We start from the raw sequence: 21402 nt of genomic DNA on the forward strand, positions 1-21402 counted from the left end.
GAGAGGCGAAACGCTAATACCGGCCGCCTCGTGCGGCCGGAAGTCCTTTCAAAGAGTCCCAAAGAATGGCGATCACGCTCTCTGGCGATCAGTCGATCCCCGCCCCACCCCTGTCGTCGCGGCTGACCCCGGCGCAGGTCTGGGGCATCGTGCTGCTTGCGCCCTATCTGCTCGTCTTCCTCGCCTTCGTCGTCTACCCCGTCTGCTACGGGCTGTGGCTGGCGCGGGCCCCGTCGAACTATGTCGCGCTCTACAACGATCCGATCTTCGCGCGCGCCGCGGTCAACACGCTGATCTTCCTGGTCATCGGCATCAACATCAAGATGCTGATCGCGCTGTTCCTGTCCGGCTTCTTCGCCCAGCAGCGCCCCTGGATCAAATGGCTCTCGGTGATCTTCATCCTGCCCTGGGCGGTGCCGTCGATTCCGACCATCCTGTCGGTGCGCTTCATGCTCAATCCCGAATGGGGCGTGATCAACCACATCATCTTCTCCCTCACCGGCGATGACGGCCCGAACTGGCTGAACGACCCGACCGTGGCGTTGAGCATGGCGATCGGCGTGCACATCTGGAAGTCGCTGCCGTTCTGGACCCTGATCCTGATCACCGGACGTCTTGCGATCGCGCATGATCTGTTCGAGGCCGCCGAGGTCGACGGCGCGAGCTGGTGGCAGAAATTCCGCTACATCACCTGGCCGTCGATGCAGACGCTCTACATCACCTGCACGCTGCTCTCGATGATCTGGACGCTGGGCGACTTCAACAGCGTCTATCTGCTCACCGGCGGTGGCCCGGCCGATCTCACGCATGTGCTGTCGACGCTCGGTATCCGCTATCTCCGGCTCGACCAGCTCTCGCTCGCGATGGCCTCCATCGTCTGCGCGATGCCGTTCGTCCTGCCGCTCGTGTATTTCATGATGAAACGGTTGTCGCGATGAAGCTTCCCGGCGTAAGCGAATTTTCCTGGCGCGACGTCGCGACCGAAGCGCGGCTCCTGCTGATCGGCATTCCCGTCTTCCTGTGGACGATGATTCCGATCTACCACATGTTCCTGTTCGCGATCTCCCCGAAGGAAGACGCGTTCTCGGGCAAGCTGTGGCCGGACCATCCGACGCTGCATAACTTCGAAATCGTGTTCAAGCAGCAGCATTATTTCCTGCGCGACTTCTACGTGCAGTTCTGGAATTCGCTGGTGATCGCGGCGTCCGTCGGCGTGCTGACGCTGGTCATCGCCACTGCCGCGGCGTTCTCGATCTCGCGGCTCAAGGTGCCGGGCGGACGCGTGGTGCTGAACCTCGCGCTGTTCACCTATTTCATCCCCGCGGCGTTCCTCGCCGTGCCGATGTACCGCACCATGGGCAATTACGGTCTGCTCAACAATCACTGGTCGCTGATCCTGGCGATGGTGACGATCGCCAGCCCCTACGCGATCTGGGTGCTGAAGCAGGCTTCCGACAAGCTGCCGGTCGAGCTGGACGAAGCAGCCGTCATGGACGGCGCGACGACGCTCCAGATCTTCCGCCTGGTCTATCTGCCGCTGATGATGCCCTCGCTGGTCGCGATCGGCACCTATGCGGTGCTGCTGGCGTGGAACGAATATCTCTACGCGTTCCTGCTGCTCTCGAACGACCGCGAGATCACCCTCCCCGTCGCGCTCGGCAACTTCCTCGCGGCCGATGACTCGCCGTGGGAGCTGCTGATGACCACCGGCTTCATCTACGCGCTGCCGCCGGCCGCGGTCTACTACGCCTTCCGCCGCTACATGGTGGGCGGGCTGACGGCGGGCGCGGTGAAGTCCTGACGCAACAGGACGCATCGGGTCGCCGCAAGCGGGGCGTTCGAGCGACAACCTGGACAATTGCGGGTTGTCCGCGCCTGCTCTAACCTCGCAGCCCTGTCACGGGCTCATCACCATGCGCGGCAACGACGCGATCCACCTCGGCCTGATGCTGCTGGCGCTCGCGGCGGCCTATCTGGTGCCGTTCGAGTTGTTGCTGCTGGCCTATGTCGTGCTCGGCCCGGCACACTACTTCACCGAGATCTCGTGGCTGCACGATCGCAGCTATTACCTGCCCCACCGCGGGATCGCGGCGGTCCTCGCGATCATCGCCGTGATCGCGGCATTGATCGACAACGCTTCGTGGTTCGGCTTTGCGATGTGGGGCGCACTGCTCGTCTGCGCCATGCTGGCGGCCACCACCTCCGCGATCGAAAGCATGCTGCTGTTCATGGTGGCGATCGCTCTGTCCGCGATCATGTATTCCAGCGGATCGTCGCTCGCGGTCATCGGCATTCTGATCCCGACGCTGATCCACGTCTCGCTGTTCACACTGATCTTCATGGTGCTCGGCGCATACCGATCCGGCAGCCGCGTGCAGGCTGCGCTGGTGGTCGTCTATCTGCTTGCGGTCGCCACGATCCTGTTGCTGCCGCCAACGGCCGAAATCCGGATCTCGAGCTTTGCCCGGGTCGGGCAGGACTATTTCGGCAATGTCGGTCCGGCGCTGGGCCGGCTGTTCGGAGTCCCCGGCCTCGTCCTCGACACCAGGCTGACGAGCCTGCTCGCTTTCGTCTATACCTACCATTACCTCAACTGGTTCATCAAAGCCGACGTGATCCGCTGGACTGAGGTGCCCAAGGCGCGGCTGGCGGCGATGGCCGCTGCAAGCGCCGCCTCCACCGCGCTGTACTTCTACGATTATGCGTTCGGCTTCACCTTCCTGCTGGCGCTGAGCCTGATCCACATCCTGCTCGAATTTCCGCTCAACAGCCTCGCGCTGCGGCAGCTGGGCGCCGCGATGCAAGGCGCCGTTCGCGCGCGGTACGTCGGCCCCGTCGCCTCTGCGACGCGGTCGCGTTCTACCGGCACCAAGGCCGCGAAGCGCGCAACCCGGTCACGCTGATCATCTCTCCGCGCTCTTGCGTCGATACGCGACCAGCAGGGCGATCGTCGAGCCGATGAAGTAGCCGGCGGTCGCGCCCGAGATAGCGCGGCCGACGACGATCGCCAGCGCACGGTCGCCCGCATCGATCGCCGAGATCACGCCGACCGCATATTGCGAGGCGAAGACAATCAGGTTGCGGACAAGACCAAATGGACTGCCCGGACGGATGATCTGCCCGGTCGTGTGATCGACGTCGAACGGGCGCGGCGTCAGCACGCCAAGAGGCAGCAGCACCAGCGCGGCCGCGATCCATGCGACCAGCGGCCAAACGCTGTCTTGGTGGCCGAAGCCGAGCCGCGACACCCCCCAGGCGATGAATACGACCGGCACGATCAGCGCGCGCCAGATTGGCGTCCTGCGCGGACGCATCGCCTGAACGCCCTGCCACAACAGAAAGGCGAGCAGCATCCAGACCCAGACCGGCGTATGGATCAGGATCTGCCAGGCGAATGTCATGATTGCTCCTCGCCTACAGCGGTGCCGCGCTCTCGCCCTGCGAACTCGACAGTTTCGAAGCCAGCGAAGCGATGACGATGACGACCGCGATCAGGCCGATCACCAGCGTGCAGATCGCGTTGATCTCGGGCTTCACGCCAAGCCGCACCTCCGAATAGATCCGGATCGGCAGCGTCGCCGAGCCTGGACCGGTGGTGAAGCTCGCGATCACGAGATCGTCGAGCGACAGCGTGAAGGCCAGCATCCAGCCCGCCACGATCGCGGGCGCGATCAGCGGCAGCGTCACGGCGACGAACGCACGCACCGGATTGCAGCCGAGGTCCATTGCCGCCTCCTCCAGCGAGCGGTCGAGCGAGCCGAGGCGGGACTGCACGACGACAGCGACGAAGCACATCGTCAGCGTGGTATGGGCGATCGTCACCGTCCAGAAGCCGCGCTCGGCGTTCAGCGCGACGAACAACAGCAGCAGCGACAGGCCGGTGATCACCTCGGGCATCACCAGCGGCGCATAGAGCATGCCGGAGAACAGCGTGCGGCCGTGGAACCGCTCGCCGCGCGACAGTGCGACTGCGGCGAGCGTGCCGAGCAGCGTGGCGATGGTCGCGGAGGAGACCGCAACCCGCAAGCTCATCCAGGCCGCCTCGATCATGGCGCGATCATTGAAGAACTCGTGATACCAGCGCAGCGACCAGCCACCCCATACCGTCACCAGCCGCGAGGCGTTGAAGGAATAGATGACGAGGATGAGGATCGGCAGATAGAGGAACGCCAGCCCCAGCGCGAGCGAGGCGATATTGAAGCGGGACAGGCGGGAGACCTTGCGCATGGCGTCACCGCCCCTGTTCCAGTTGCCGCTTCTGCAACCGCTCGTACAGCAGCAGCGGCACCAGCAGCACCACCAGCAGCACGATGGCTGCGGCGGAGGCGACCGGCCAGTCCTTGTTGGTGAAGAATTCGAGCCACAGGGTCTGGCCGATCATCAGCGAATTGGAGCCGGCCAGAAGGTCCGGGATCACGAACTCGCCGACGATGGGGATGAAGCACAGCAGCACGCCGGCGCCGACACCGGGCAGCGACAGCGGAAAGGTGACGAGCCAGAACACCTGCCAGGGCGGCGCGCCGAGATCGCTGGCTGCCTCCTCCAGCACCGGCTCCATTTTCGCCAGCGTGGCGTAGAGCGGCAGGATCATGAACGGCAAATAGGAATAGACGATGCCGATATACATCGCGGTGTCGGTGGAGAGCCACACTACGGGCTGGCTGACCAGATGCAGCGCCAGCAGGATCTGGTTGAGCAGGCCGTCATGCTGGAGGATGTTGATCCAGGCATAGATGCGGATCAGGAACGAGGTCCAGAACGGCACGATCACCAGCACCATCGCCGCCGCCTGCCAACGCTTCGGCAGCCGCGCCATGCCGTAAGCGACGGGATAGCCGATCAACAACAGCAGTGACGTCGCGGTGAGAGCAACGGTCAGGCTGCGCACATAGGCGAACACGTAGATGTCGTCGGAGCCGAGCAGCTTGAAATTGTCGATCGACAGCGCCGCGAAGGCTGTCTTCAGCGCCTCCCATCCCGCGGTCAGATCGAACACCGGCTCATAGGGCGGCTGCGCGATCGCGGTCTGCGACAGGCTGATCTTCAGCACGAAGGCGAACGGCACCAGGAAGAACAGCACCATCCAGACATAGGGGACGATCGCGGCCAAGTGGGCCGGGCGTGTGAAGATGCGGCGCGCGCTCATGACGGCAGCACCACGCAGTCGTCCGGCGTGAACCAGGCGACGACATGCTGGTTCAGGCTGAAGGCATCGACGTCGAGGCGCGCGCTGTTGGCAACGGACGCCTCAATGATCCCGCCCGTATCGAGCCTCACCTTGTAGGTGGTGGTGCCGCCGAGATAGCAGATGTCCTCGATCACGCCGTCCAGGACGTTGATCGCCGTTTCACGACCGGCCTCGGTTACGGGACCGCGGCGCGACAGCTTGACCTTTTCGGGGCGGATCGCGACCGCAAATTTGCCGGCGCCGACCGGCTCGCGCGGCTCGGCCACCACCAGCGCACCCGCATCACGCGTGCCGACGACCAGACGGTGACCGTCGCGTAATTTGGACTCGCCGTCGAACAGATTGACGTCGCCGACGAACTCCGCGATCCAGCGCGAGCGCGGCGCCTCGTAGAGCTCGCGCGGAGGCGCGACCTGGGCGAGCTTGCCCGCCTTCATCACGCCGATCCGGCTCGCCATCGTCATGGCTTCTTCCTGGTCGTGGGTGACGATGATGAAGGTCATGCCGAGCCGGCGCTGGAGCTCCATCAGCTCGCCTTGCGTGTTTTCGCGCAACTTCTTGTCGAGCGCTGCGAGCGGCTCGTCGAGCAGGAGAAGCTGCGGTCGGCGCGCCAATGCGCGCGCCAGTGCCACGCGCTGGCGCTGGCCGCCCGAGAGCTGGTCCGGCTTGCGCTTCTCCAGCCCTTCGAGCTTCACCAGCGCGACCATCTCAGCCACGCGGGTGGCAATCTCGGCGCGGGCCATGCCGGCACGCTTCAGGCCGAAGGCGATGTTGTCGCGCACGGAGAGATGCGGAAACAGCGCGTAGTTCTGGAACATCATGTTGATCGGGCGCTCATGCGGCAGCGCCTGCGCGATATCCTTATCCCCGAGCAGGATGCGTCCCTCGTCCGGTGCCTCGAACCCGGCAAGCATGCGCAGCAGCGTGGTCTTGCCGCAACCGGAGGGGCCGAGCAGCGCAAAGAACTCGCCGGCCTTGACGTCGAGCGACACGCCGTCGACGGCGCGGAACGTCCCGAACGTCTTGGCGACGTTCTCGATGCGCAGCAGCGGCTGCCCCGCTGCAGGAAACGCATCTCCGCCGGCCGCATCCGCCGGACCGTCTATCCTGGGCAACTCGTTCGTCATGGTCCCTGCCAACCCCGATTCCGCCGCACGCTAGCTGCCGATCGGTCTTTGCTCAACCGGTTCGGAGCGAATCGTTCACGCCCGCCATGAACGCGGCCAGCGGGTCGCGGTCGGCCGCAGGCATGGTCAGGCCGAGCTTGGAGCGGCGCCACAGAATGTCCTCGGGAAAACGCGCCCATTCGTGTGTCATGAGATAGCGCACCTCGGCGCCAGTCAGCTCGGGGCCGAAGGTTGGGCCGAGGTCCTCGCGGGTCTTCGCTTCTCCCAGCACGGCCGCCAATCGCGAACCATAGGCCGCAATCAGGCGCTGGGCCTGCGGCTCCGAGAGAAAGCGCCAGCGGTCACGGGCGAGGTCGACCTCGTGATCGAAACGATCCCAGGCAAAATCTCCGCCGGGCAGCGCGGCGCCGGCGGTCCAGGGCCGCGACATCGGATAGAACGGCGTCAGCCGCGTCACGGCCCGCTCCGCGCGCAGGCGCGAGGTGGTGACGTCGCCGCCGAACATCGTGATCAGCGGCGCCTTGCGCCGGCGCGCGTGGAACAGCGTGGTCCCGTCACGCCGCCGCGCGGACGCTGGCGTCAAATTGACGCCGGAGACCGCGCGCACCACGTCGGTCGGCGCCACGCGCTCGCGGAAATAGCGGCTGGCCGCTTCGCAGAGATAGCTGACGTCGGCCCCCGACATCGCCACGATGGCGGGATCGCCGGTGAAATCATGCGTGACCGTGCCGATCAGCGTGAATTCGTGCGCAAACGGACTTGCGAAGATCAGCCGTCCATCGCTGTTCTGAAAGACATAGACGTTATCGGAGTCGAACAGCCTGGGCACGATGATCTGGCTCATCTGCATCGCCACCAGTGCGGGCTGCGGCTGCCGCAGCACGGTCTCCGCGACGGTCGAGGTCCAGCCGCCGGTGGCATTGGCGAGCGACCGGGCCGTGATCGTGCGGCGAATGCCGCGATCGACCACCGCGAGGCGCCAGGTGTCGGTTCGATCGGCACGGACACAGCGAGCCCCGGTCCGGATCGCAGCGCCACGTTCTGCAGCATCCAGCGCCGTGAGCACCACCAGGCGGGAATCGTCGACGACGCAGTCCGCATATTCGAAGGCCGTGCCGAATGGCCGCTTCAGCGCGTTGCCGACCGGATGATGTGTGATGTCGAGGGTCGCCGCTCCAGGCAGGCCGCTCCGGCCGGTGAGGCTGTCGTAGAGAAACAGGCCGGCGCGCAGCAGCCAGGGCGGGCGCTCCTCGGAATGGGCCGGGATCACGAAACGCATCGGCCGGACCAGATGCGGCGCGATAGCAAGCCAGGTCCGGCGCTCGGCCAGCGCCCGGCGCACCCGCCGGAACCCACGGCGCTCCAGCACTGACAGATCACCATGGATCAGTCGCGGCGTCGCCGAGGAGGCGGCGCCGCCGAGATCGCTCTGCTCGAACAGGATGACACGCAGGCCGCGGCCGGCCGCATCGCGGGCGAGGCTGACACCGTTCAGGCCGCCGCCGATGATCGCAAGATCGTAATCCGCCATGAAACCGTCGAGAGAGCGAGGTGAGCCCCCTCACTAGCCGGTCTTGAGCGCAAGCTCCATGGTCTCGGCGCGGCCGATGAGGCCGGCATATTTCCCGATCGGCAGCGGCTTGCCGAGCAGGTAGCCCTGCACGCCGTCGCAGCCCTCCTTGGCAAGGAAGGCGAGCTGATCGAGGGTCTCGACGCCCTCGGCGATGATCGACATTTCGAGGCCGTGGCCGAGATCGATCACGGCGCGCACGATCGCCGCCGATTGCGGATTGCGGCCGAGATTGATGATGAAGGCGCGATCGATCTTGATCTTGTCGAACGGGAACGCCTGGAGATAGCTCAGCGAGGAATAGCCGCTACCGAAATCGTCCATCGAGATGCGCACGCCGAGCGCCTTCAGCCGACGCAGCAGCGCCAGGCCGCGATCAAAGTCCTCGATCAGCACGCCCTCGGTGATCTCGAGCTCGAGCCGGCCGGGCGCAAGGCCGGTCTCGATCAGGATGGCATGAACCAACCCGACGACGTCGCCGTGCATGAATTGCGCCGGCGACAGATTGACAGCGACCTGGAGCGGTTTCGGCCAGGACGCCGCCTCGCGGCAGGCCTCGCGCAGGATCCACTCGCCCATCTCGACGATCAGGCCGCTCTCTTCCGCGATCGGGATGAACTCGGCCGGCGAGACCTGGCCGCGCACCGGGTGCTGCCAGCGCGCCAACGCCTCGAAACCGATGATGTCGCTCTCGGCGACGCTGTGACCCGCCATGCCCTGCGGCTGGAAGGCGAGCGAGAGCTCGCCGTTCTTGATCGCCATCGAGAGGTCCTGATGCAGCACGCGGCGGTCGCGGATCTGCTGGTCCATCTCGGGCTGGTAGAGGCTGATCGTGCCACGCGACTTCTGCTTGGCGCGGAACAGCGCCGCGCCGGCATTGGCGAGCAGCGAGGCGGCATCGGTGCCATTGTGCGGGAAAACCGACATGCCGGTGGTGACGCCGGCGCGGACCGCCCGGCCGTCGATCTGGAATTCGTGCGCGACGGCCTCGCCGATCTGCTGCGCCAGCGCGAGACCCGCCTGCGGCTGCTTGCCGTCGATGATGAGGCCGAACTCGTCGCCGGACAGGCGCGCGACCACGCCGCCGCGCGCGGAGTCCTGGAGCCGCTTGGCCACCTCGATCAGGAGCTTGTCGCCGAGCGCATGACCGAAGACGTCGTTGACCTCCTTGAGGCCGTCGAGATCGATGCAGAGCACGGCGAACTCCTCGCTGGTGCCTTCGCAAGCCTCGATCATCTGGGTCAGCGCCTGAAGGAAGGCGGCGCGGTTCGGCAGGTCGGTGAGACCGTCGTGATAGGCCATGTGCGCCATGCGCGACTCGGTCTGCCGGCGGTCCGTGACGTCCTCGTGTGTCTTGATCAGATATTGCGGCTCGCCGGCATCGCTGAGCACCGTCGCGCGGCGGGTCAGGAACAGCCGCAGGCCGTCCTTGGTGGAGATCGGATGCTCCTCGGTGATCATGCCGCGTTTCTTGATCGCGGCCTCGTCGCGCGCGATGATCAGCTTGGCTTCCTTGGGATTGAAGATGTCGGACGCGGTCAGGCCCGTGGCATCCTCGCGCCGGCGGTTGAGGATCGTCTCCGCGCTGCGATTGGCGAGCAGATAGCGGCCGTCCTTGACCTGCTCCACGATCAACGCGACCGGAATGTTGTCGACCACGAGTTCGAGGAATTTCTTGGTGCTTTCCAGCTCCTTCGACAGCGAGCGGCGGTCGGTGATGTCCTCGAACACGAGCATCAGGAATTCGGGCTTGTTGCTCTCGTTGCGGACCACGATGCGGATCGAGGCCACCATGCGCCGCTCACCGGCGCGGTCGACCTCGAATTCGTTGCGGAACTGGCCGTCCGGCGAATTGAGCGCCGCCCGGTCGGTCGCCTCGATGCTGGCCGCCGAGACGGGCGCAAACAGCTCGCGCGCATTCTTGCCGACGGCGTGGTCGCGCGAGAAGCCCCAGAAGCGCTCATAGGCCGTGTTGGCGAAGATGTAGCGGCCGTCCTCGATGTTCTTCGCGGCCACGCAGGCCGGGACGTTGTCCAGCACCGTTTCCAGGAACTGCTTGGTGGAGGCGAGCTGTCGCGACAGCCTGCGCTGCTCGCTGACGTCGAGATGCGTGGCGACCGAGCCGCCGTTCGGCAGCACGAAATATTTCACCAGGATGGCCCGTCCGTCCGGCAGCTCGGTGATCAGGCCGTTGGTGCTGGCCGCCTTCTCGTAGAACTCGTCGTCGGAGACGTCGCCCAGGACCCCGCGCTTGCGTCGCAGCTCGAGGAGCTCATAGCCATTCATGTTGGCCCAGACATCCGAGCGCGTCAGGCCGTAGATCTCGAGATAGCGGTCGTTGCAGAAGATGACGCGGCGTTGCGCATCCGTCATCACCACGCCCTGGTTGAGGTTGTTCATGGCGGAGGAGACGAAGGCGTTGCGCCGCAACTGCAAACGCTTGGCGCGGCGCAGCGAGGAATGGATCCACAGCGCGATCGCAGCGAGGAACGCGCAGATGACGACGCCCGCGATCAGGGCTTCCCAGATCACGTTGGGATCAAGCTGGCCGAGATAGCTCGGCGGGGCAAGGCTGTCCGAGAGGGCAAAGGCGCGCGCGGGCGCGACCGCGCTGCCCAGGCACACGACGGCCTGCACAGCAATCGGAAGCGTGCTGCCCACGTGCCAGTTCTTCTCAGCCATCAGCCACCCGCGATTTCAACGTCGGATTGTCTGGCCTCGTGGGTTTGGATCGGGTAAACGCCTGTACGCGCAACGGAAAAATGTGACGTCAAATACGGCAATTGCCCTGACATGATAAATGCTTCCTTAACGGAAATCGGCCCCGCGCCGTCGTTCTCGGGCCTGACGCCACCGGCACTTTTAGCGGACACTTTGCACAACCATGGATAGGGTCGACTGCGTCGTCATCGGAGCCGGCGTGGTCGGGCTCGCGGTGGCTCGAAAGCTCGCCCAGGCCGGGCGCGAGGTGATCGTGCTCGAGGAAGCCGAGGCCATCGGCACCATCACCTCTTCGCGCAACAGCGAGGTGATCCATGCCGGAATCTATTACCGCGCCGGGAGCTGGATGGCGCGCATGTGCGTCGAGGGCAAGCACGCGCTGTACCACTATTGCGGCGAGCGCGGCATCCCGCACAAGAATTGCGGCAAGCTGATCGTCGCGACCAGCGCGAAAGAGACCGAGAAGCTGCAATCGATCAAGGCGCATGCCGAGGCCAACGGCGTGCTCGACATGCAGCTGCTCACGGGCGCGGCTGCGCGCGCGCTGGAGCCGGCGCTCGCCTGCGACGCCGCGCTGCTCTCGCCCTCGACCGGGATCATCGACAGCCACGCCTACATGCTCTCGCTGCGCGGCGAGGCCGAGGCCGCGGGCGCGGCCTTTGCGTTTCACACCCCGCTGATCCGCGCCAAGGCGGCGGGCGGTGTGATCGAGGTCGAGGCCGGCGGCGACGCGCCGATGACGCTGCAATGCGACCTGCTCGTCAACGCCGCGGGGCTCTCGGCAACGAAGGTGGCGCGCCACATCGACGGCATGCCGATCGACCGGATTCCGCCGGCCTATCTCGCCAAGGGAAACTATTTCAGCTGCAACGCCAGGGCGCCGTTCTCGCGCCTGATCTATCCCGTGCCCGAGCCGGGCGGGTTAGGGGTGCATCTGACGCTGGACATGGCAGGTCAGGCGCGCTTCGGCCCCGACGTCGAGTGGATCGAGACCATCAATTACGAGGTCGACCCGTCACGCGCCGAGCGCTTCTATCCGGCGATCCGCAAATACTGGCCGACGCTGCCCGACGGTGCGCTGATGCCGAGCTATTCGGGCATTCGCCCGAAGATCGTGCCGCCGGCGGTGGCCACGCAGGATTTCCTGATGCAGGGCCCGCGCGATCACGGCGTCGAAGGTCTGGTCAACCTGTTCGGCATCGAATCGCCGGGGCTGACGTCATCGCTCGCGATCGCCGATCACGTCGCAGAACTCGCAGGTCTAAGTCCCGCGCAATGATGATCGCACGGGCGCACACCTTCGAGCAGGGATGAGCGCGATAGCTCTCACCCCTGCCTGAAAGGGTACGTTCAACTCTACGCTGTTACGGGGGCTACTAGTGGAGCGTGTCGCCGTGTCGCAAACGCTCGATCTGGTCCTTGACCAGCAACTTCCGTCGCTTCAACTCAACAATTTGCAGGTCGTCTGTTGAAAGGTGCACGAGAGCCTCGTGCAATTCATTTTCGAGAAGTTTGTGCTTCCGTTCCAATTCAACCAGATGTGCCTGAATTGTCATTCGAAACCTCCTCGGTAGGGTTGAACCTTAGGATTCGATCCGGACGAGGAAGTCTACATCACCGATTCGTTCTGTCGATGGGTATCCGTCGTCGCAGCGTCATTTTTGAAAATTCATATGTAACGAAGCGTGAGTAAGGGAACCACGCAGGAAAAATCCATGATATCAATGTGCTTGCGCAACGCTGCTGCGAATCGTCGAAATATCTCGCGAGAGTTCGGTGAGCGGCGGCCCGAGATCGCTTGCGATCAGGCCGCGCAAGGACGATAATTTCCACAGGGCATCCACAGCCTTAACCTCACGCCTATCGGTTTTCGGCCACCGCAAACATGACCAATGAAGACGAGCGTGAGCTCGAAGCCGAGCTCACCCGGTTGCAGCAGGAACACCGAGATCTCGATGCCGCGATCGATGCACTGCATCAGTCGCCAGCCCCCGACCTATTGCGGTTGCAGCGGTTGAAGAAGCGCAAGCTGTTGTTGCGCGACCGTATCGCGTTCATCGAAGATCAGATCACGCCCGACATCATCGCCTGATCGGCAAAGGCGCTGTTCGCGGCGGCTCGTCGCATGTGGGAATCCGCTTGACTCCAAAAGAACAAAATAGGAACATCCGGGCACCTCATCGCCCCCAGAAATGCCCATGCAGCCCAAGGACAATGCAGATGCCGGCAACCGCCCTTCTCGACAACAGCCATTATGAACAGGCCTGCGATCAGGCGATCGCGATGTGCGACGGCAATCTGCGCAGCACCATCAAGGCGCTGATCATGGCCAACGAATATCTGGAAGCCGAACTGGAAGAATTGCAGGCGGCGATTTCAGCCGGCTGCATTCCGGAGACCTCGCGCAGCAAGATGCGGAGCAAGAGCAGCGCCGCCTGAATTCCAAAGCGCGATGAGATCGCGCTTTGTTTTTTGAGCACTGGAGCAACGCCATGTCGGATGTGACCTATTACGTTGCAATGCCCTTCCTGATCGATGCTGACGGATCGCCCGTCGCGGGCGCCGCGGAAGAATGCCAGAGCTCGACGGCCGCGTTGCGGCGCGCCGAGGCCTTGTCGCGCGGCGTGGGCCATATCGGCGCGGTCGCATTCAGCCGCAGCGGCGATCCCATGACCGGCGAATTCGGCGACGCGACGCTGCTGCGCAAGTTCGGCAACGTGCCGGAAGACCTCGCCACTCTGTAAGATCAGCTGCTGACAAGCCTGATCCGCGGCTCGTGCCGCCGGTGCGCCTTGCGCACGTACATGGCGGCGTCAGCCTCCTCCAGCGCGCGGCGTGCATCGGACTGCGCCCCGAGCAGCGCGACGCCGGCGGAAGCACCTGCGGTCACGCGCTGACCGCGAAAGGTGAACGACAGATCGTCGATCGCCTGTTCGAAGATCGCAGCTTTCGCCTTGGCATCGGTCTCGCTGAGATTCCAGAGCAGCAGCGCGAACTCGTCGCCACCGAGCCGGCCGACCACGTCGGAGGCACGGATCTGCCGCGTCAGCGCGCCGGCAATCGCCTTGAGCACCTCGTCGCCGGCGGCATGGCCGAAGGAATCGTTGATCGGTTTCAGGCGATCGACGTCGAGTACGATCAGCGCGCCGCTGGCGCGGTAGCGCTTCATGTAGGCGATGGCGCGCGCGAGCTCGCGCTCGAAGCCGCGCCGGTTCGGAATCTCGAGCAGGAAATCGGTGTCGGCCGCAGCTTCCAGTTCCGCAATCCGCCGCTCCGCCGCCTTGAGCCTGCTCCGCAAGCCGCGGATGGTCACCCTGCTGTCGCCGGCGGTCGACGCTCCGCGCGGCCGAGGCCCGGCCGGGCGCTTGGCCAACCGCTTGAGGGCGGCTTTGGATCGGCTGGCGCTGGCCTTCCGGCCCTTTTTGGCCTTCGCAGCGCTCGCCTTTTTTGGTTTCTTCATGGGCATCCTGCTCAATGAAGGCTTGCGGGGATTCACCAAGACAGGATAGTGCATTCCCTTCTCCTTGCCATCGCCTTGCGAGCCACCGGCCGGAACCGTTAATCTGGCCTATCTTTCTGTTTTCCGAGCACAATTGACGTCATGACCGCGCCGATCGCCATCATCATGGGAAGCCAGTCGGACTGGGAGACGATGCGGCACGCCGCCGATACGCTTGCCGCGCTCGGCGTTGCCGCCGATACCCGTATCGTTTCGGCCCACCGCACCCCCGACCGGCTGTTTGCCTTCGCCAAGGGCGCCAAGGCGGCCGGCCACAAGGTCATCATCGCCGGTGCCGGCGGTGCGGCCCATCTTCCCGGCATGGCGGCGGCGCTGACGGAGCTGCCGGTGTTCGGTGTTCCCGTCGAATCCAGGACCCTCAAAGGCATCGATTCGCTCTATTCGATCGTGCAGATGCCCGCGGGCATCCCGGTCGGCACCCTCGCCATCGGCAAGGCCGGCGCGATCAACGCGGCGCTGCTTGCAGCGTCCGTCTTGGCGCTGTCCGACCCGGCTTTGTCGGATCGCCTCGCCGCCTGGCGCAAGGCACAGACCGAGGCGGTTGCCGAGCGCCCGGAGGACAAGGCGTGACTGACGCAAAGCAGGTGAAGCTGAAGCCCGGCGACACCATCGGAATCCTCGGCGGCGGACAATTGGGGCGGATGCTGGCGATGGCTGCGGCGCGGCTCGGCCTGCGCTGCCAGGTGTTCTCGCCCGATCCGGATTCGCCGGCCTTCGACGTCGTGCTCAACGCGACCTGCGCCGAATACGCCGACGTCGAGGCGCTCGAGCTGTTCGCAAGCGACGTCGACGTCATCACCTACGAATTCGAGAACGTACCGTCGGCCGCCGCGATGGTGCTGGATGCGCGCCGCCCGGTGCTGCCCAACCGCAAGATCCTCGAGACGACGCAAGACCGGCTCGCCGAGAAGGATTTTGTCACAAGGCTCGGCATCGGCACGGCGGCTTACGCGGACGTCACCTCAGTGGCGTCGTTACGCGAAGCCATCGTGAGGATCGGCCTTCCGGCCGTGCTGAAGACCCGCCGCTTCGGCTATGACGGCAAGGGCCAGGCCATCATCCGCGAGGGCGACGACATCGCGAAAGTGTGGACCAGCCTCGCCACCAAATCGGCGATCCTGGAAGCCTTCATCCCCTACGAGCGCGAGATCTCCGTGATCGCCGCACGCTCGGCATCGGGCCAGGTCGAGTGCTTCGACGTCACCGAGAACGAGCACCGCGACCACATTCTCAAGATCTCACGGGCGCCCGCGCCGATCCCGGACGCACTTGCCGAAGAAGCGCGCAGCATCGCCGGCAAGATCGCCAGCGCGCTCGACTATGTTGGCGTGCTCGCGGTCGAGATGTTCGTGCTCGCCAATGGCTCGGGGCCGAAAGTGCTGGTCAACGAGATTGCCCCGCGCGTGCATAATTCCGGCCACTGGACGCTCGACGGTGCGTCGGTCTCGCAGTTCGAGCAGCACATCCGCGCCATCGCCGGCTGGCCGCTCGGCAAGCCCGTGCGTCACGGCGACATCGTCACCATGACCAACCTGATCGGCGAGGAGATCAACGATTACGAAAAGTGGCTGACCGTCCCGGGCGCGACCATTCACATTTACGGCAAGGGCGCACCGCGCCCCGGCCGCAAGATGGGCCACGTCACCGAGGTCCAGCCGAAAGGCAAGTAGCGGGACCGCGGCGCATGCTGCGATCCCGCCTTTTCGATCAAGCCGTCTTCGCGCCCGCGACGACGCCTGAGGGCTCCTCGCTGAGCCAGCGATAGACCACCCCGCCCAGTGCGCCGCCGATCAGCGGCGCGACCCAGAACAGCCAGAGCTGCGACAGAGCCCAGCCGCCGACGAACAGCGCGGGACCGGTGCTGCGCGCCGGGTTCACCGACGTGTTGGTGACGGGGATGCTGACGAGATGGATCATCACCAGCGCGAGCCCGATCGCGAGCGGCGCGAAGCCCGCCGGCGCGCGGCCGTGGGTCGCGCCCATGATGATGAACAAGAACATCATGGTCATCACCACCTCGGTGACGAAGCAGACGGCCATGCTGTACTGGCCGGGCGAATGCGCATCATAGCCGTTCGACGCAAAACCCTTGGTGACGTCGAAACCGGGCGCGCCGCTGGCAATGACATAGAGCAGCCACGCAGCAAAGATCGCCCCGCCCACCTGGGCAATCACGTAGGGCAGGATCTGTCCGGCCGGAAAGCGCCCGCCGGCAGCAAGACCGACCGTGACGGCCGGATTGAGGTGGCAGCCGGAGATGTGGCCGATCGCATAGGCCATGGTGACGACGCTTAAGCCGAACGCCAGGGACACGCCGACCAGACCGATTCCGACCTGGGGGAAGCCGGCTGCAATGACCGCGCTACCGCAGCCCGCAAATGTGAGCCAGAATGTGCCGATGGCCTCGGCAGCGTATTTTTTCATATCCATGTGTCGTCCCCTCATTTCCAGGATTCCGGAACAAAGCTCCGGCCGCGGCCCCCTCAATGGCGTCAAATCTCCCAAATCAGGGCCACATGGAGGTATTTTCGCCGCATTTAATGGCCGAACTTGGCCCGAAAACCTGCTTGGCAGGTGGACATTGCAGGTTTTGTCTGATACATCCGCGCCCTCAAGGTTAAGGGCTTGCGCGTTTCGCCATCCCCTTAGACTTACCAGAATTCAAATCCGATCCACCTGAAGAGGATGCCGCGTGCAGGTTCTCGTCCGCGATAACAATGTCGATCAAGCCCTGAAGGCGCTGAAGAAGAAGATGCAGCGCGAGGGAATTTTCCGCGAGATGAAGCTCCGCGGTCATTACGAGAAGCCCTCCGAGAAGAAGGCCCGTGAAAAGGCCGAAGCCGTGCGCCGCGCGCGCAAGCTGGCCCGCAAGAAGCTGCAGCGCGAAGGCCTGCTGCCGATGAAGCCGAAGCCGGTGTTCGGCGCCGGCCCCGGCGGTGATCGTGGCGGTCGTAGCGGCCCGGGTGCAGGTCCGCGCGGACCGCGCTGATTTGCCGGACTTGTAAGATCTCAGTTTTCGATGACGCGGGCCCCTGGCCCGCGTTATTGTTTTGTGAGCGGTGCCTTTCTGGGACGGGGCACTACCGATGCGGCCCTAAAGCGCGATGAGATTGCGTTGAAAAATCATCGCGCTTTAGTTTGTTGTTCGAGCATGATCTTTTCGGAAAACCGCTGCACACTGTTCGCTAACGCGGTCCTTCGGATCCAGATCATGCTCTAGCGCGAGCGAACCGTAGATGGCCATCCCTTTCTCCGTGCGCGGCTTGGCGCGGCTACGCCGGATCTGGCGTCAGCCGCTCGCGCTCTGCTTGATGGGCGTCGCGCTGTGCGGTTGCTCCTTCGACCTTGGCTCCCTGATGCCGGAGAAGGACAAGCCGCAGGAGGCACCCAAGGCGGCTGCCGCCACGGAAAGCGCCGTCAGCGCCGACAATGTCTCTGAGGCCCAGGTCCATACGGCCAAAGGCCAAACCCTGGCGAAGTCGGGAGAGACGGCCGGCGCGCTGGACGAGTTCAATCGTGCCATAGCGCTCGATCCCTACAACGCGCAGGCTCTGTATGGCCGCGCCCTGATCTATCAGGGCAGCAACGAGCACAACTTCGCCATCGCCGATTTCAGCGCCGCCAACGGGCTCAACCCGCAAAAGGTCGAGCCGCTGCTCGGCCGCGCCACCAGCTATCTCGCCATCGGCAAGGTCAAGGAAGCCGCGGCCGATCTCGATGAGGCCTCCGAGGCCGACCCGCACAACGCCCAGGTGTGGACCGCGCGGGGCCAGGCTTATGAGCGGCTGGGCGACAGGGCCAAGGCGGCCGCGTCCTACAACAAGGCCGTCGCGCTGCGTCCACGTGACGATGCCGCCCGCAGCGGCCTCGCCCGTGTCGGCGGCGGCTGACAGTCCTGGCAGCGCAGGCGCCGTCTTAATCGGGGGTGGAGTTCTTCGGCAGCACGGAGTGGAACATCGACTTCATGCCCGACAGCATCTCGTCGGCGACATTGGTCTTCTTCGGCCGCGGCAGGGTGGCGCCGGCATCGGCGCGCAGATCGAGCGGCGGCGCAATCATCGGGACCGGGATATCAGCCGGCGGCGTCATCCGGTTCGGATCGTCGTTGCCGACCGAGGCGGTGTAGGACGGCGACGAACCGCTATTGCCATAGGCCTCAGGTGCAGGCGTCGACACCGTGATCGGCGGCGGCAATGGGCGGACCATGGACGGCTCCGCCGAGATAACACGCGGGGCCTCCGGGCTGCGGGCGGCTTCCCGCACCGCGGGCTCCGAGGTCTTCTCGGCCGGCTTGGTCTCGCCAGACTTGAATTCGGTGGATTTGGACTCGGCGGCCTTGGCTTCGGCAGATCTGCCCTCAGGCGACTTGCGCAGGCGCTCGATGGCGGCGCGGGCAAGATCATTGGCATCAGGGGTCGCGGCAGCCGGCGCCGAATTGGCTTCAACCACCGGAGCGGTGGCTGCCGGGGTCGACTTGGCGGCCGCCTTCTCGCGCGCCGCGGGGCGCCCATGCGAAGCGGTCTCGGCCGGAGCAACATCCGCAGCCTTGGTATCCGCAGCCTTGGTCTCGGACTTGTCGGCGGGCTTCTCGGCCGCGGCCTTCTCCGTCACGCTCTTCTCGGAGACGCCCTTCTCAGAGACGCCCTTCTCAGAAACGCCCTTGGCCTTGACGCCGGGCGCGGGCAGGTTGGCGGTGTCCGTCGGCTTGGCGTCCTTGCCGGCCTCGGCAGGCGCAACGACAGCTGCGGGGGTATCCGCCGCCGGCTTGGCGTTGATGTAGTGGTTAACGATGTACGCCCCGATGATCGTCGCGAGCACCGAGGGGAAAATATCCATCGAGATTTTAGCGAGGTATTTCAGCATTTCTCGGCCACTCCCCGCGCGTCAGATGCGGGAACTTTGGGGCATTGTAAGGGATCAACTGCGACGGATCGATGGCAAACGTAACGCTGCCTTACGGCTTCAGCTCGATCTCAAGGAACACGATCTCGGTTGAGGTTTCGTTAAGTACGTCGTGTTGGACGCCGGCCTTGCGAAAGTAGGATTTTCCGGCCGCAAGCTGCGCCTTGGAACGCTCGCCACCGGGCGCCACGATGGTCATCTCGCCGGCGACGACGGGCACGATGACATAGTCCATGCCGTGGGTGTGATGCCCGGTCGCGCTGCCCGGGGCAAGCCGCCACTCGGTCACCCGGACCTGTTCGTTGTCGATCTGGACCTCGGACTTGGCGGCAAGCATCGGAACCTCTTTGGGGAATCAGGGCACGAAAACCATGAACACATAGACGGCAAATACCACCATATGGACCAGCCCGAACAGGACATTGGTCCTGCCGGTGCCGAAGGTCAGCATGCTCAGCAAGAATGTCAGGAACAGCAGCGCGGTGTTCGCCGGGTTCAGGCCCAGCACCAGCGGCTGGTCGAGCGCATAGGTGGCCAGTCCGACCGCCGGTATGGTCAGGCCGATGGTTGCGAGCGAGGAACCGAGCGCCAGGTTGATGCTCTTCTGGAGATCGTTCTTGCGAGCCGCGGCGATCGCCGAGACGCCCTCCGGCATCAGGATCAGGAGCGCGACCAGCAGGCCAGCAAAGGCCGGCGGCGCGCCGATCCTGGCGGCGACGGCATCGACCACGAGGGAGAACTTCTTGGCGAGCAGGACCACCGCCAGTAGCGAGACCAGCAGCAGCGCGATGCTGAGTGCCAGCATCCCGCCCGACAAATGCGCCTCCCCGCCCTCGCCGTCCGCCCGCTCGTGGACGAAGTAATCCTTGTGTAGGACGGTCTGGGTGTAGAGGAACACGCCGTAGAGCACGATCGTTGCGAGATCGACGAAGCCGAGCTGGATCGCCGAATAGATCGGGCCCGGCGTCGTCAGCGTGTAATTGGGCATGATCAGCGTGATCGTTGCCATTGCAGTCAGCACGCTGAGATAGACGTTGGCGCCGGAGACCTGAAAGCCCTGCTCGCGATAGCGCATGCCGCCGATGAACACGCAAAGACCGACGAGGCCGTTGCAGACGATCATCACGACCGCGAACACGGTGTCGCGCGCGAGCTCCGGCGCCGGCTTGTCGCCGAGCATGATCGTGGTGATCAGCGCCACTTCGATGATGGTCACCGCCAGCGTCAGCAGCAGCGTGCCGTAGGGCTCGCCGATGCGCTCGGCGATCACCTCGGAATGGTGAACGGCCGCGAACACGGTCCCGAACAGGATCACCAGGAGCACGATCGCGAACAGGCCGCCGCCGGCCGACAGGGTGAAGCCATAGCCGGTCGCGGTCACGATCAGGAACAGCAGCACTGCCAGAGCGGGGAAGATCCATGACGACCGCGGCATCGGTCCGTGTGCGCTCATGCAGGCGATTCCTTCAAGTGACGGACCGATTATGCGCGAGAAGATCGCGGCCGTCAGCCCTCAGGAGCCATTGATGAATTGCCGCGCCGTCTCCAGAGCCCCGAAATCATCGAGATTTTCGTGCCCGCCGCCTGCAAACCGGACCAGCTTCTTCGGCTCGCGCGCGAGGGCAAACAAGCGCTCGCCGAAAGCAACGGGGATCGCGGGGTCGCTCGTACCGTGCATGATCAGCAGCGGCACCGTGACGCCCGCGATCCGCTCGTCGGAGTGAAATCGATCCCGCATCAGCAGGCGAACCGGAACGAAGCGAAAGAGCGAGGCTGCAACGTCAACCGTCGACGTGTAGGGAGCTTCCAGGATCAATTTTCCGACCGGATGCCCGGATGCGACGGCGACGGCAACGCCGGTCCCAAGCGAGAAACCCCAGGCGACGATACGCCGTGCATCGTAGCGTTCCGTCGCAAAGGCGTAGGCCGCAGCCGCGTCCTGCAACAGGCCCTGCTCGCTGGGCGCGCCCGTCGAGCCGGCATAGCCGCGATAGGACAGCGCGACGAGGCCGGTGCCGTCGGCCGTGATGCCCTTGAAGCGGCTGACGCGCCCTGCAAGGAAGTCGCCGTTGCCTGGAAAGAACAGGACCACGGCATGACCGGGCTTTGCCGGGACATGCCAGACGATGACCTTCTCGCCATCGAATGTCGTGAGAACGTGCTCCTCAGCCTCGGGAAATCCCGCGGCGGCGGGCGCCCTGCGCTCGACCGTGGGTATCGGAAACAGCATGTCGCGCTGCTTCACATAGAGCAGGAGCAGACCGGCGAGATAACCGGACGCAAGGACGATGGCGATCCATTTCAGGACTGTCATCGCTGCGCCGCCGCTCCGGAATTCAGCCGCACGCCAACGCGTCGCCGGCGTGCCATCCGA

The 21402-nt window shown here is 64.8% G+C and carries 25 protein-coding genes; 12 read left to right on the forward strand and 13 right to left on the reverse strand.

The window, feature by feature from the left end:
- Positions 1 to 65 precede the first annotated feature (65 nt).
- From I3J27_RS31475 to I3J27_RS31485, 3 genes are all read left to right on the forward strand, one after another.
- Positions 66 to 938: a carbohydrate ABC transporter permease gene (locus I3J27_RS31475; RefSeq protein WP_270162746.1), complete on the forward strand. Its 873-nt coding sequence runs from the start codon at positions 66 to 68 to the stop codon at positions 936 to 938.
- Positions 935 to 1801 (forward strand): carbohydrate ABC transporter permease, encoded by an 867-nt coding sequence (locus I3J27_RS31480; RefSeq protein WP_270162747.1) that lies wholly within the window; start codon positions 935 to 937, stop codon positions 1799 to 1801. Before I3J27_RS31475 ends, I3J27_RS31480 begins: the two co-directional genes overlap by 4 nt.
- A gap of 112 nt (positions 1802 to 1913) precedes the next feature.
- Complete coding sequence (locus tag I3J27_RS31485) at positions 1914 to 2903, forward strand: hypothetical protein (protein ID WP_270162748.1); 990 nt, start codon at positions 1914 to 1916, stop codon at positions 2901 to 2903.
- Here the strand turns inward: I3J27_RS31485 and I3J27_RS31490 are convergent, their stop codons facing one another.
- From I3J27_RS31490 to I3J27_RS31515, 6 genes are read right to left on the reverse strand one after another with little or no spacing between them, the layout of a single operon-like run.
- Positions 2904 to 3401 carry a DUF6622 family protein gene (locus I3J27_RS31490; protein ID WP_270162749.1) on the reverse strand — a complete coding sequence of 166 codons (498 nt, stop codon included), beginning with the start codon at positions 3399 to 3401 and terminating at the stop codon, positions 2904 to 2906.
- Positions 3402 to 3414: 13 nt separating this feature from the next.
- The gene (locus tag I3J27_RS31495; RefSeq protein ID WP_270162750.1) at positions 3415 to 4227 is read right to left on the reverse strand and encodes an ABC transporter permease; all 813 of its coding nucleotides are present in this window, start codon (positions 4225 to 4227) and stop codon (positions 3415 to 3417) included.
- 4 nt (positions 4228 to 4231) lie between these two features.
- Positions 4232 to 5146, reverse strand: coding sequence for an ABC transporter permease (locus tag I3J27_RS31500; RefSeq protein WP_270162751.1), 915 nt, complete (start codon positions 5144 to 5146; stop codon positions 4232 to 4234).
- A complete protein-coding gene (locus I3J27_RS31505; protein ID WP_270162752.1) occupies positions 5143 to 6315 on the reverse strand; it encodes an ABC transporter ATP-binding protein in 1173 nt (390 codons plus the stop codon). The genes I3J27_RS31500 and I3J27_RS31505 overlap by 4 nt, the downstream gene beginning before the upstream one ends.
- A 52-nt stretch (positions 6316 to 6367) precedes the next feature.
- Entirely contained in the window at positions 6368 to 7846 is a 1479-nt protein-coding gene (locus I3J27_RS31510; protein ID WP_270162753.1) for a glycerol-3-phosphate dehydrogenase, read from the reverse strand.
- A 33-nt stretch (positions 7847 to 7879) separates the two neighbouring features.
- Positions 7880 to 10567: a sensor domain-containing protein gene (locus tag I3J27_RS31515; RefSeq protein ID WP_270162754.1), complete on the reverse strand. Its 2688-nt coding sequence runs from the start codon at positions 10565 to 10567 to the stop codon at positions 7880 to 7882.
- 202 nt (positions 10568 to 10769) lie between these two features.
- Between I3J27_RS31515 and I3J27_RS31520 the strand changes: the two genes are divergently transcribed.
- On the forward strand, positions 10770 to 11885 hold the full coding sequence (locus tag I3J27_RS31520) for an NAD(P)/FAD-dependent oxidoreductase (RefSeq protein WP_270162755.1): 1116 nt from the start codon (positions 10770 to 10772) through the stop codon (positions 11883 to 11885).
- A gap of 97 nt (positions 11886 to 11982) precedes the next feature.
- Here the strand turns inward: I3J27_RS31520 and I3J27_RS31525 are convergent, their stop codons facing one another.
- Positions 11983 to 12162 (reverse strand): YdcH family protein, encoded by a 180-nt coding sequence (locus I3J27_RS31525; protein ID WP_211382250.1) that lies wholly within the window; start codon positions 12160 to 12162, stop codon positions 11983 to 11985.
- Positions 12163 to 12491: 329 nt separating this feature from the next.
- Between I3J27_RS31525 and I3J27_RS31530 the strand changes: the two genes are divergently transcribed.
- The 3 genes from I3J27_RS31530 (at position 12492) to I3J27_RS31540 (ending at position 13350) form a co-directional block, all read left to right on the forward strand.
- Positions 12492 to 12698, forward strand: coding sequence for a YdcH family protein (locus tag I3J27_RS31530; RefSeq protein WP_008546179.1), 207 nt, complete (start codon positions 12492 to 12494; stop codon positions 12696 to 12698).
- Between the two features lie 128 nt (positions 12699 to 12826).
- The gene (locus I3J27_RS31535; RefSeq protein WP_270162756.1) at positions 12827 to 13045 is read left to right on the forward strand and encodes a hypothetical protein; all 219 of its coding nucleotides are present in this window, start codon (positions 12827 to 12829) and stop codon (positions 13043 to 13045) included.
- Between the two features lie 53 nt (positions 13046 to 13098).
- Complete coding sequence (locus I3J27_RS31540; protein WP_270162757.1) at positions 13099 to 13350, forward strand: hypothetical protein; 252 nt, start codon at positions 13099 to 13101, stop codon at positions 13348 to 13350.
- Positions 13351 to 13352: 2 nt separating this feature from the next.
- Here the strand turns inward: I3J27_RS31540 and I3J27_RS31545 are convergent, their stop codons facing one another.
- The gene (locus I3J27_RS31545; RefSeq protein WP_270172924.1) at positions 13353 to 13979 is read right to left on the reverse strand and encodes a GGDEF domain-containing protein; all 627 of its coding nucleotides are present in this window, start codon (positions 13977 to 13979) and stop codon (positions 13353 to 13355) included.
- Here I3J27_RS31545 and I3J27_RS31550 point away from each other — a divergent pair.
- The 3 genes from I3J27_RS31550 to I3J27_RS31560 all read left to right on the forward strand — a co-directional run bounded on the left by I3J27_RS31550 (position 13912) and on the right by I3J27_RS31560 (position 15796).
- Positions 13912 to 14115: a hypothetical protein gene (locus I3J27_RS31550; protein WP_270173038.1), complete on the forward strand. Its 204-nt coding sequence runs from the start codon at positions 13912 to 13914 to the stop codon at positions 14113 to 14115. The two genes, I3J27_RS31545 and I3J27_RS31550, sit on opposite strands and share 68 nt — an antisense overlap.
- Before the next feature lie 92 nt (positions 14116 to 14207).
- On the forward strand, positions 14208 to 14696 hold the full coding sequence (purE, locus tag I3J27_RS31555; protein ID WP_270162758.1) for a 5-(carboxyamino)imidazole ribonucleotide mutase: 489 nt from the start codon (positions 14208 to 14210) through the stop codon (positions 14694 to 14696).
- Complete coding sequence (locus tag I3J27_RS31560) at positions 14693 to 15796, forward strand: 5-(carboxyamino)imidazole ribonucleotide synthase (RefSeq protein ID WP_270162759.1); 1104 nt, start codon at positions 14693 to 14695, stop codon at positions 15794 to 15796. The genes purE and I3J27_RS31560 overlap by 4 nt, the downstream gene beginning before the upstream one ends.
- A 37-nt stretch (positions 15797 to 15833) precedes the next feature.
- On the opposite strand, the gene aqpZ is transcribed toward I3J27_RS31560, so the two are convergent.
- Positions 15834 to 16556: an aquaporin Z gene (gene aqpZ, locus I3J27_RS31565; protein WP_270162760.1), complete on the reverse strand. Its 723-nt coding sequence runs from the start codon at positions 16554 to 16556 to the stop codon at positions 15834 to 15836.
- 262 nt (positions 16557 to 16818) lie between these two features.
- Between aqpZ and rpsU the strand changes: the two genes are divergently transcribed.
- Both rpsU and I3J27_RS31575 read left to right on the forward strand, forming a co-directional pair.
- The gene (gene rpsU / locus I3J27_RS31570; RefSeq protein ID WP_014492442.1) at positions 16819 to 17115 is read left to right on the forward strand and encodes a 30S ribosomal protein S21; all 297 of its coding nucleotides are present in this window, start codon (positions 16819 to 16821) and stop codon (positions 17113 to 17115) included.
- 247 nt (positions 17116 to 17362) lie between these two features.
- On the forward strand, positions 17363 to 18016 hold the full coding sequence (locus tag I3J27_RS31575) for a tetratricopeptide repeat protein (protein WP_270162761.1): 654 nt from the start codon (positions 17363 to 17365) through the stop codon (positions 18014 to 18016).
- A gap of 25 nt (positions 18017 to 18041) precedes the next feature.
- Here the strand turns inward: I3J27_RS31575 and I3J27_RS31580 are convergent, their stop codons facing one another.
- The 4 genes from I3J27_RS31580 to I3J27_RS31595 form a co-directional block, all read right to left on the reverse strand.
- Positions 18042 to 18989, reverse strand: a complete 948-nt coding sequence (locus I3J27_RS31580; RefSeq protein ID WP_270162762.1) for a prolipoprotein diacylglyceryl transferase — start codon at positions 18987 to 18989, stop codon at positions 18042 to 18044.
- A gap of 91 nt (positions 18990 to 19080) precedes the next feature.
- Positions 19081 to 19365: a cupin domain-containing protein gene (locus tag I3J27_RS31585; RefSeq protein WP_038954861.1), complete on the reverse strand. Its 285-nt coding sequence runs from the start codon at positions 19363 to 19365 to the stop codon at positions 19081 to 19083.
- Positions 19366 to 19383: 18 nt separating this feature from the next.
- Complete coding sequence (locus I3J27_RS31590; RefSeq protein WP_270162763.1) at positions 19384 to 20481, reverse strand: calcium:cation antiporter; 1098 nt, start codon at positions 20479 to 20481, stop codon at positions 19384 to 19386.
- 60 nt (positions 20482 to 20541) lie between these two features.
- Positions 20542 to 21342 carry an alpha/beta hydrolase gene (locus I3J27_RS31595; protein WP_270162764.1) on the reverse strand — a complete coding sequence of 267 codons (801 nt, stop codon included), beginning with the start codon at positions 21340 to 21342 and terminating at the stop codon, positions 20542 to 20544.
- Positions 21343 to 21402: the final 60 nt, after the last annotated feature.

Origin of the sequence: Bradyrhizobium xenonodulans (genome assembly GCF_027594865.1) — a bacterium.
GTDB lineage: Bacteria > Pseudomonadota > Alphaproteobacteria > Rhizobiales > Xanthobacteraceae > Bradyrhizobium > Bradyrhizobium xenonodulans.

Coding starts and splice junctions, on each gene's coding strand:
- I3J27_RS31490 (WP_270162749.1), bottom strand. CDS start 3,401: ATGACATTCGCCTGGCAGATCCTGATCCATACGCCGGTCTGGGTCTGG.
- I3J27_RS31535 (WP_270162756.1), top strand. CDS start 12,827: ATGCCGGCAACCGCCCTTCTCGACAACAGCCATTATGAACAGGCCTGC.
- I3J27_RS31480 (WP_270162747.1), top strand. CDS start 935: ATGAAGCTTCCCGGCGTAAGCGAATTTTCCTGGCGCGACGTCGCGACC.
- I3J27_RS31475 (WP_270162746.1), top strand. CDS start 66: ATGGCGATCACGCTCTCTGGCGATCAGTCGATCCCCGCCCCACCCCTG.
- aqpZ (WP_270162760.1), bottom strand. CDS start 16,556: ATGGATATGAAAAAATACGCTGCCGAGGCCATCGGCACATTCTGGCTC.
- I3J27_RS31595 (WP_270162764.1), bottom strand. CDS start 21,342: ATGACAGTCCTGAAATGGATCGCCATCGTCCTTGCGTCCGGTTATCTC.
- I3J27_RS31505 (WP_270162752.1), bottom strand. CDS start 6,315: ATGACGAACGAGTTGCCCAGGATAGACGGTCCGGCGGATGCGGCCGGC.
- I3J27_RS31515 (WP_270162754.1), bottom strand. CDS start 10,567: ATGGCTGAGAAGAACTGGCACGTGGGCAGCACGCTTCCGATTGCTGTG.
- I3J27_RS31500 (WP_270162751.1), bottom strand. CDS start 5,146: ATGAGCGCGCGCCGCATCTTCACACGCCCGGCCCACTTGGCCGCGATC.
- purE (WP_270162758.1), top strand. CDS start 14,208: ATGACCGCGCCGATCGCCATCATCATGGGAAGCCAGTCGGACTGGGAG.
- I3J27_RS31525 (WP_211382250.1), bottom strand. CDS start 12,162: ATGACAATTCAGGCACATCTGGTTGAATTGGAACGGAAGCACAAACTT.
- I3J27_RS31585 (WP_038954861.1), bottom strand. CDS start 19,365: ATGCTTGCCGCCAAGTCCGAGGTCCAGATCGACAACGAACAGGTCCGG.
- I3J27_RS31485 (WP_270162748.1), top strand. CDS start 1,914: ATGCGCGGCAACGACGCGATCCACCTCGGCCTGATGCTGCTGGCGCTC.
- I3J27_RS31530 (WP_008546179.1), top strand. CDS start 12,492: ATGACCAATGAAGACGAGCGTGAGCTCGAAGCCGAGCTCACCCGGTTG.
- I3J27_RS31540 (WP_270162757.1), top strand. CDS start 13,099: ATGTCGGATGTGACCTATTACGTTGCAATGCCCTTCCTGATCGATGCT.
- I3J27_RS31590 (WP_270162763.1), bottom strand. CDS start 20,481: ATGAGCGCACACGGACCGATGCCGCGGTCGTCATGGATCTTCCCCGCT.
- I3J27_RS31580 (WP_270162762.1), bottom strand. CDS start 18,989: ATGCTGAAATACCTCGCTAAAATCTCGATGGATATTTTCCCCTCGGTG.
- I3J27_RS31550 (WP_270173038.1), top strand. CDS start 13,912: ATGGTCACCCTGCTGTCGCCGGCGGTCGACGCTCCGCGCGGCCGAGGC.
- I3J27_RS31575 (WP_270162761.1), top strand. CDS start 17,363: ATGGCCATCCCTTTCTCCGTGCGCGGCTTGGCGCGGCTACGCCGGATC.
- I3J27_RS31520 (WP_270162755.1), top strand. CDS start 10,770: ATGGATAGGGTCGACTGCGTCGTCATCGGAGCCGGCGTGGTCGGGCTC.
- I3J27_RS31495 (WP_270162750.1), bottom strand. CDS start 4,227: ATGCGCAAGGTCTCCCGCCTGTCCCGCTTCAATATCGCCTCGCTCGCG.
- I3J27_RS31510 (WP_270162753.1), bottom strand. CDS start 7,846: ATGGCGGATTACGATCTTGCGATCATCGGCGGCGGCCTGAACGGTGTC.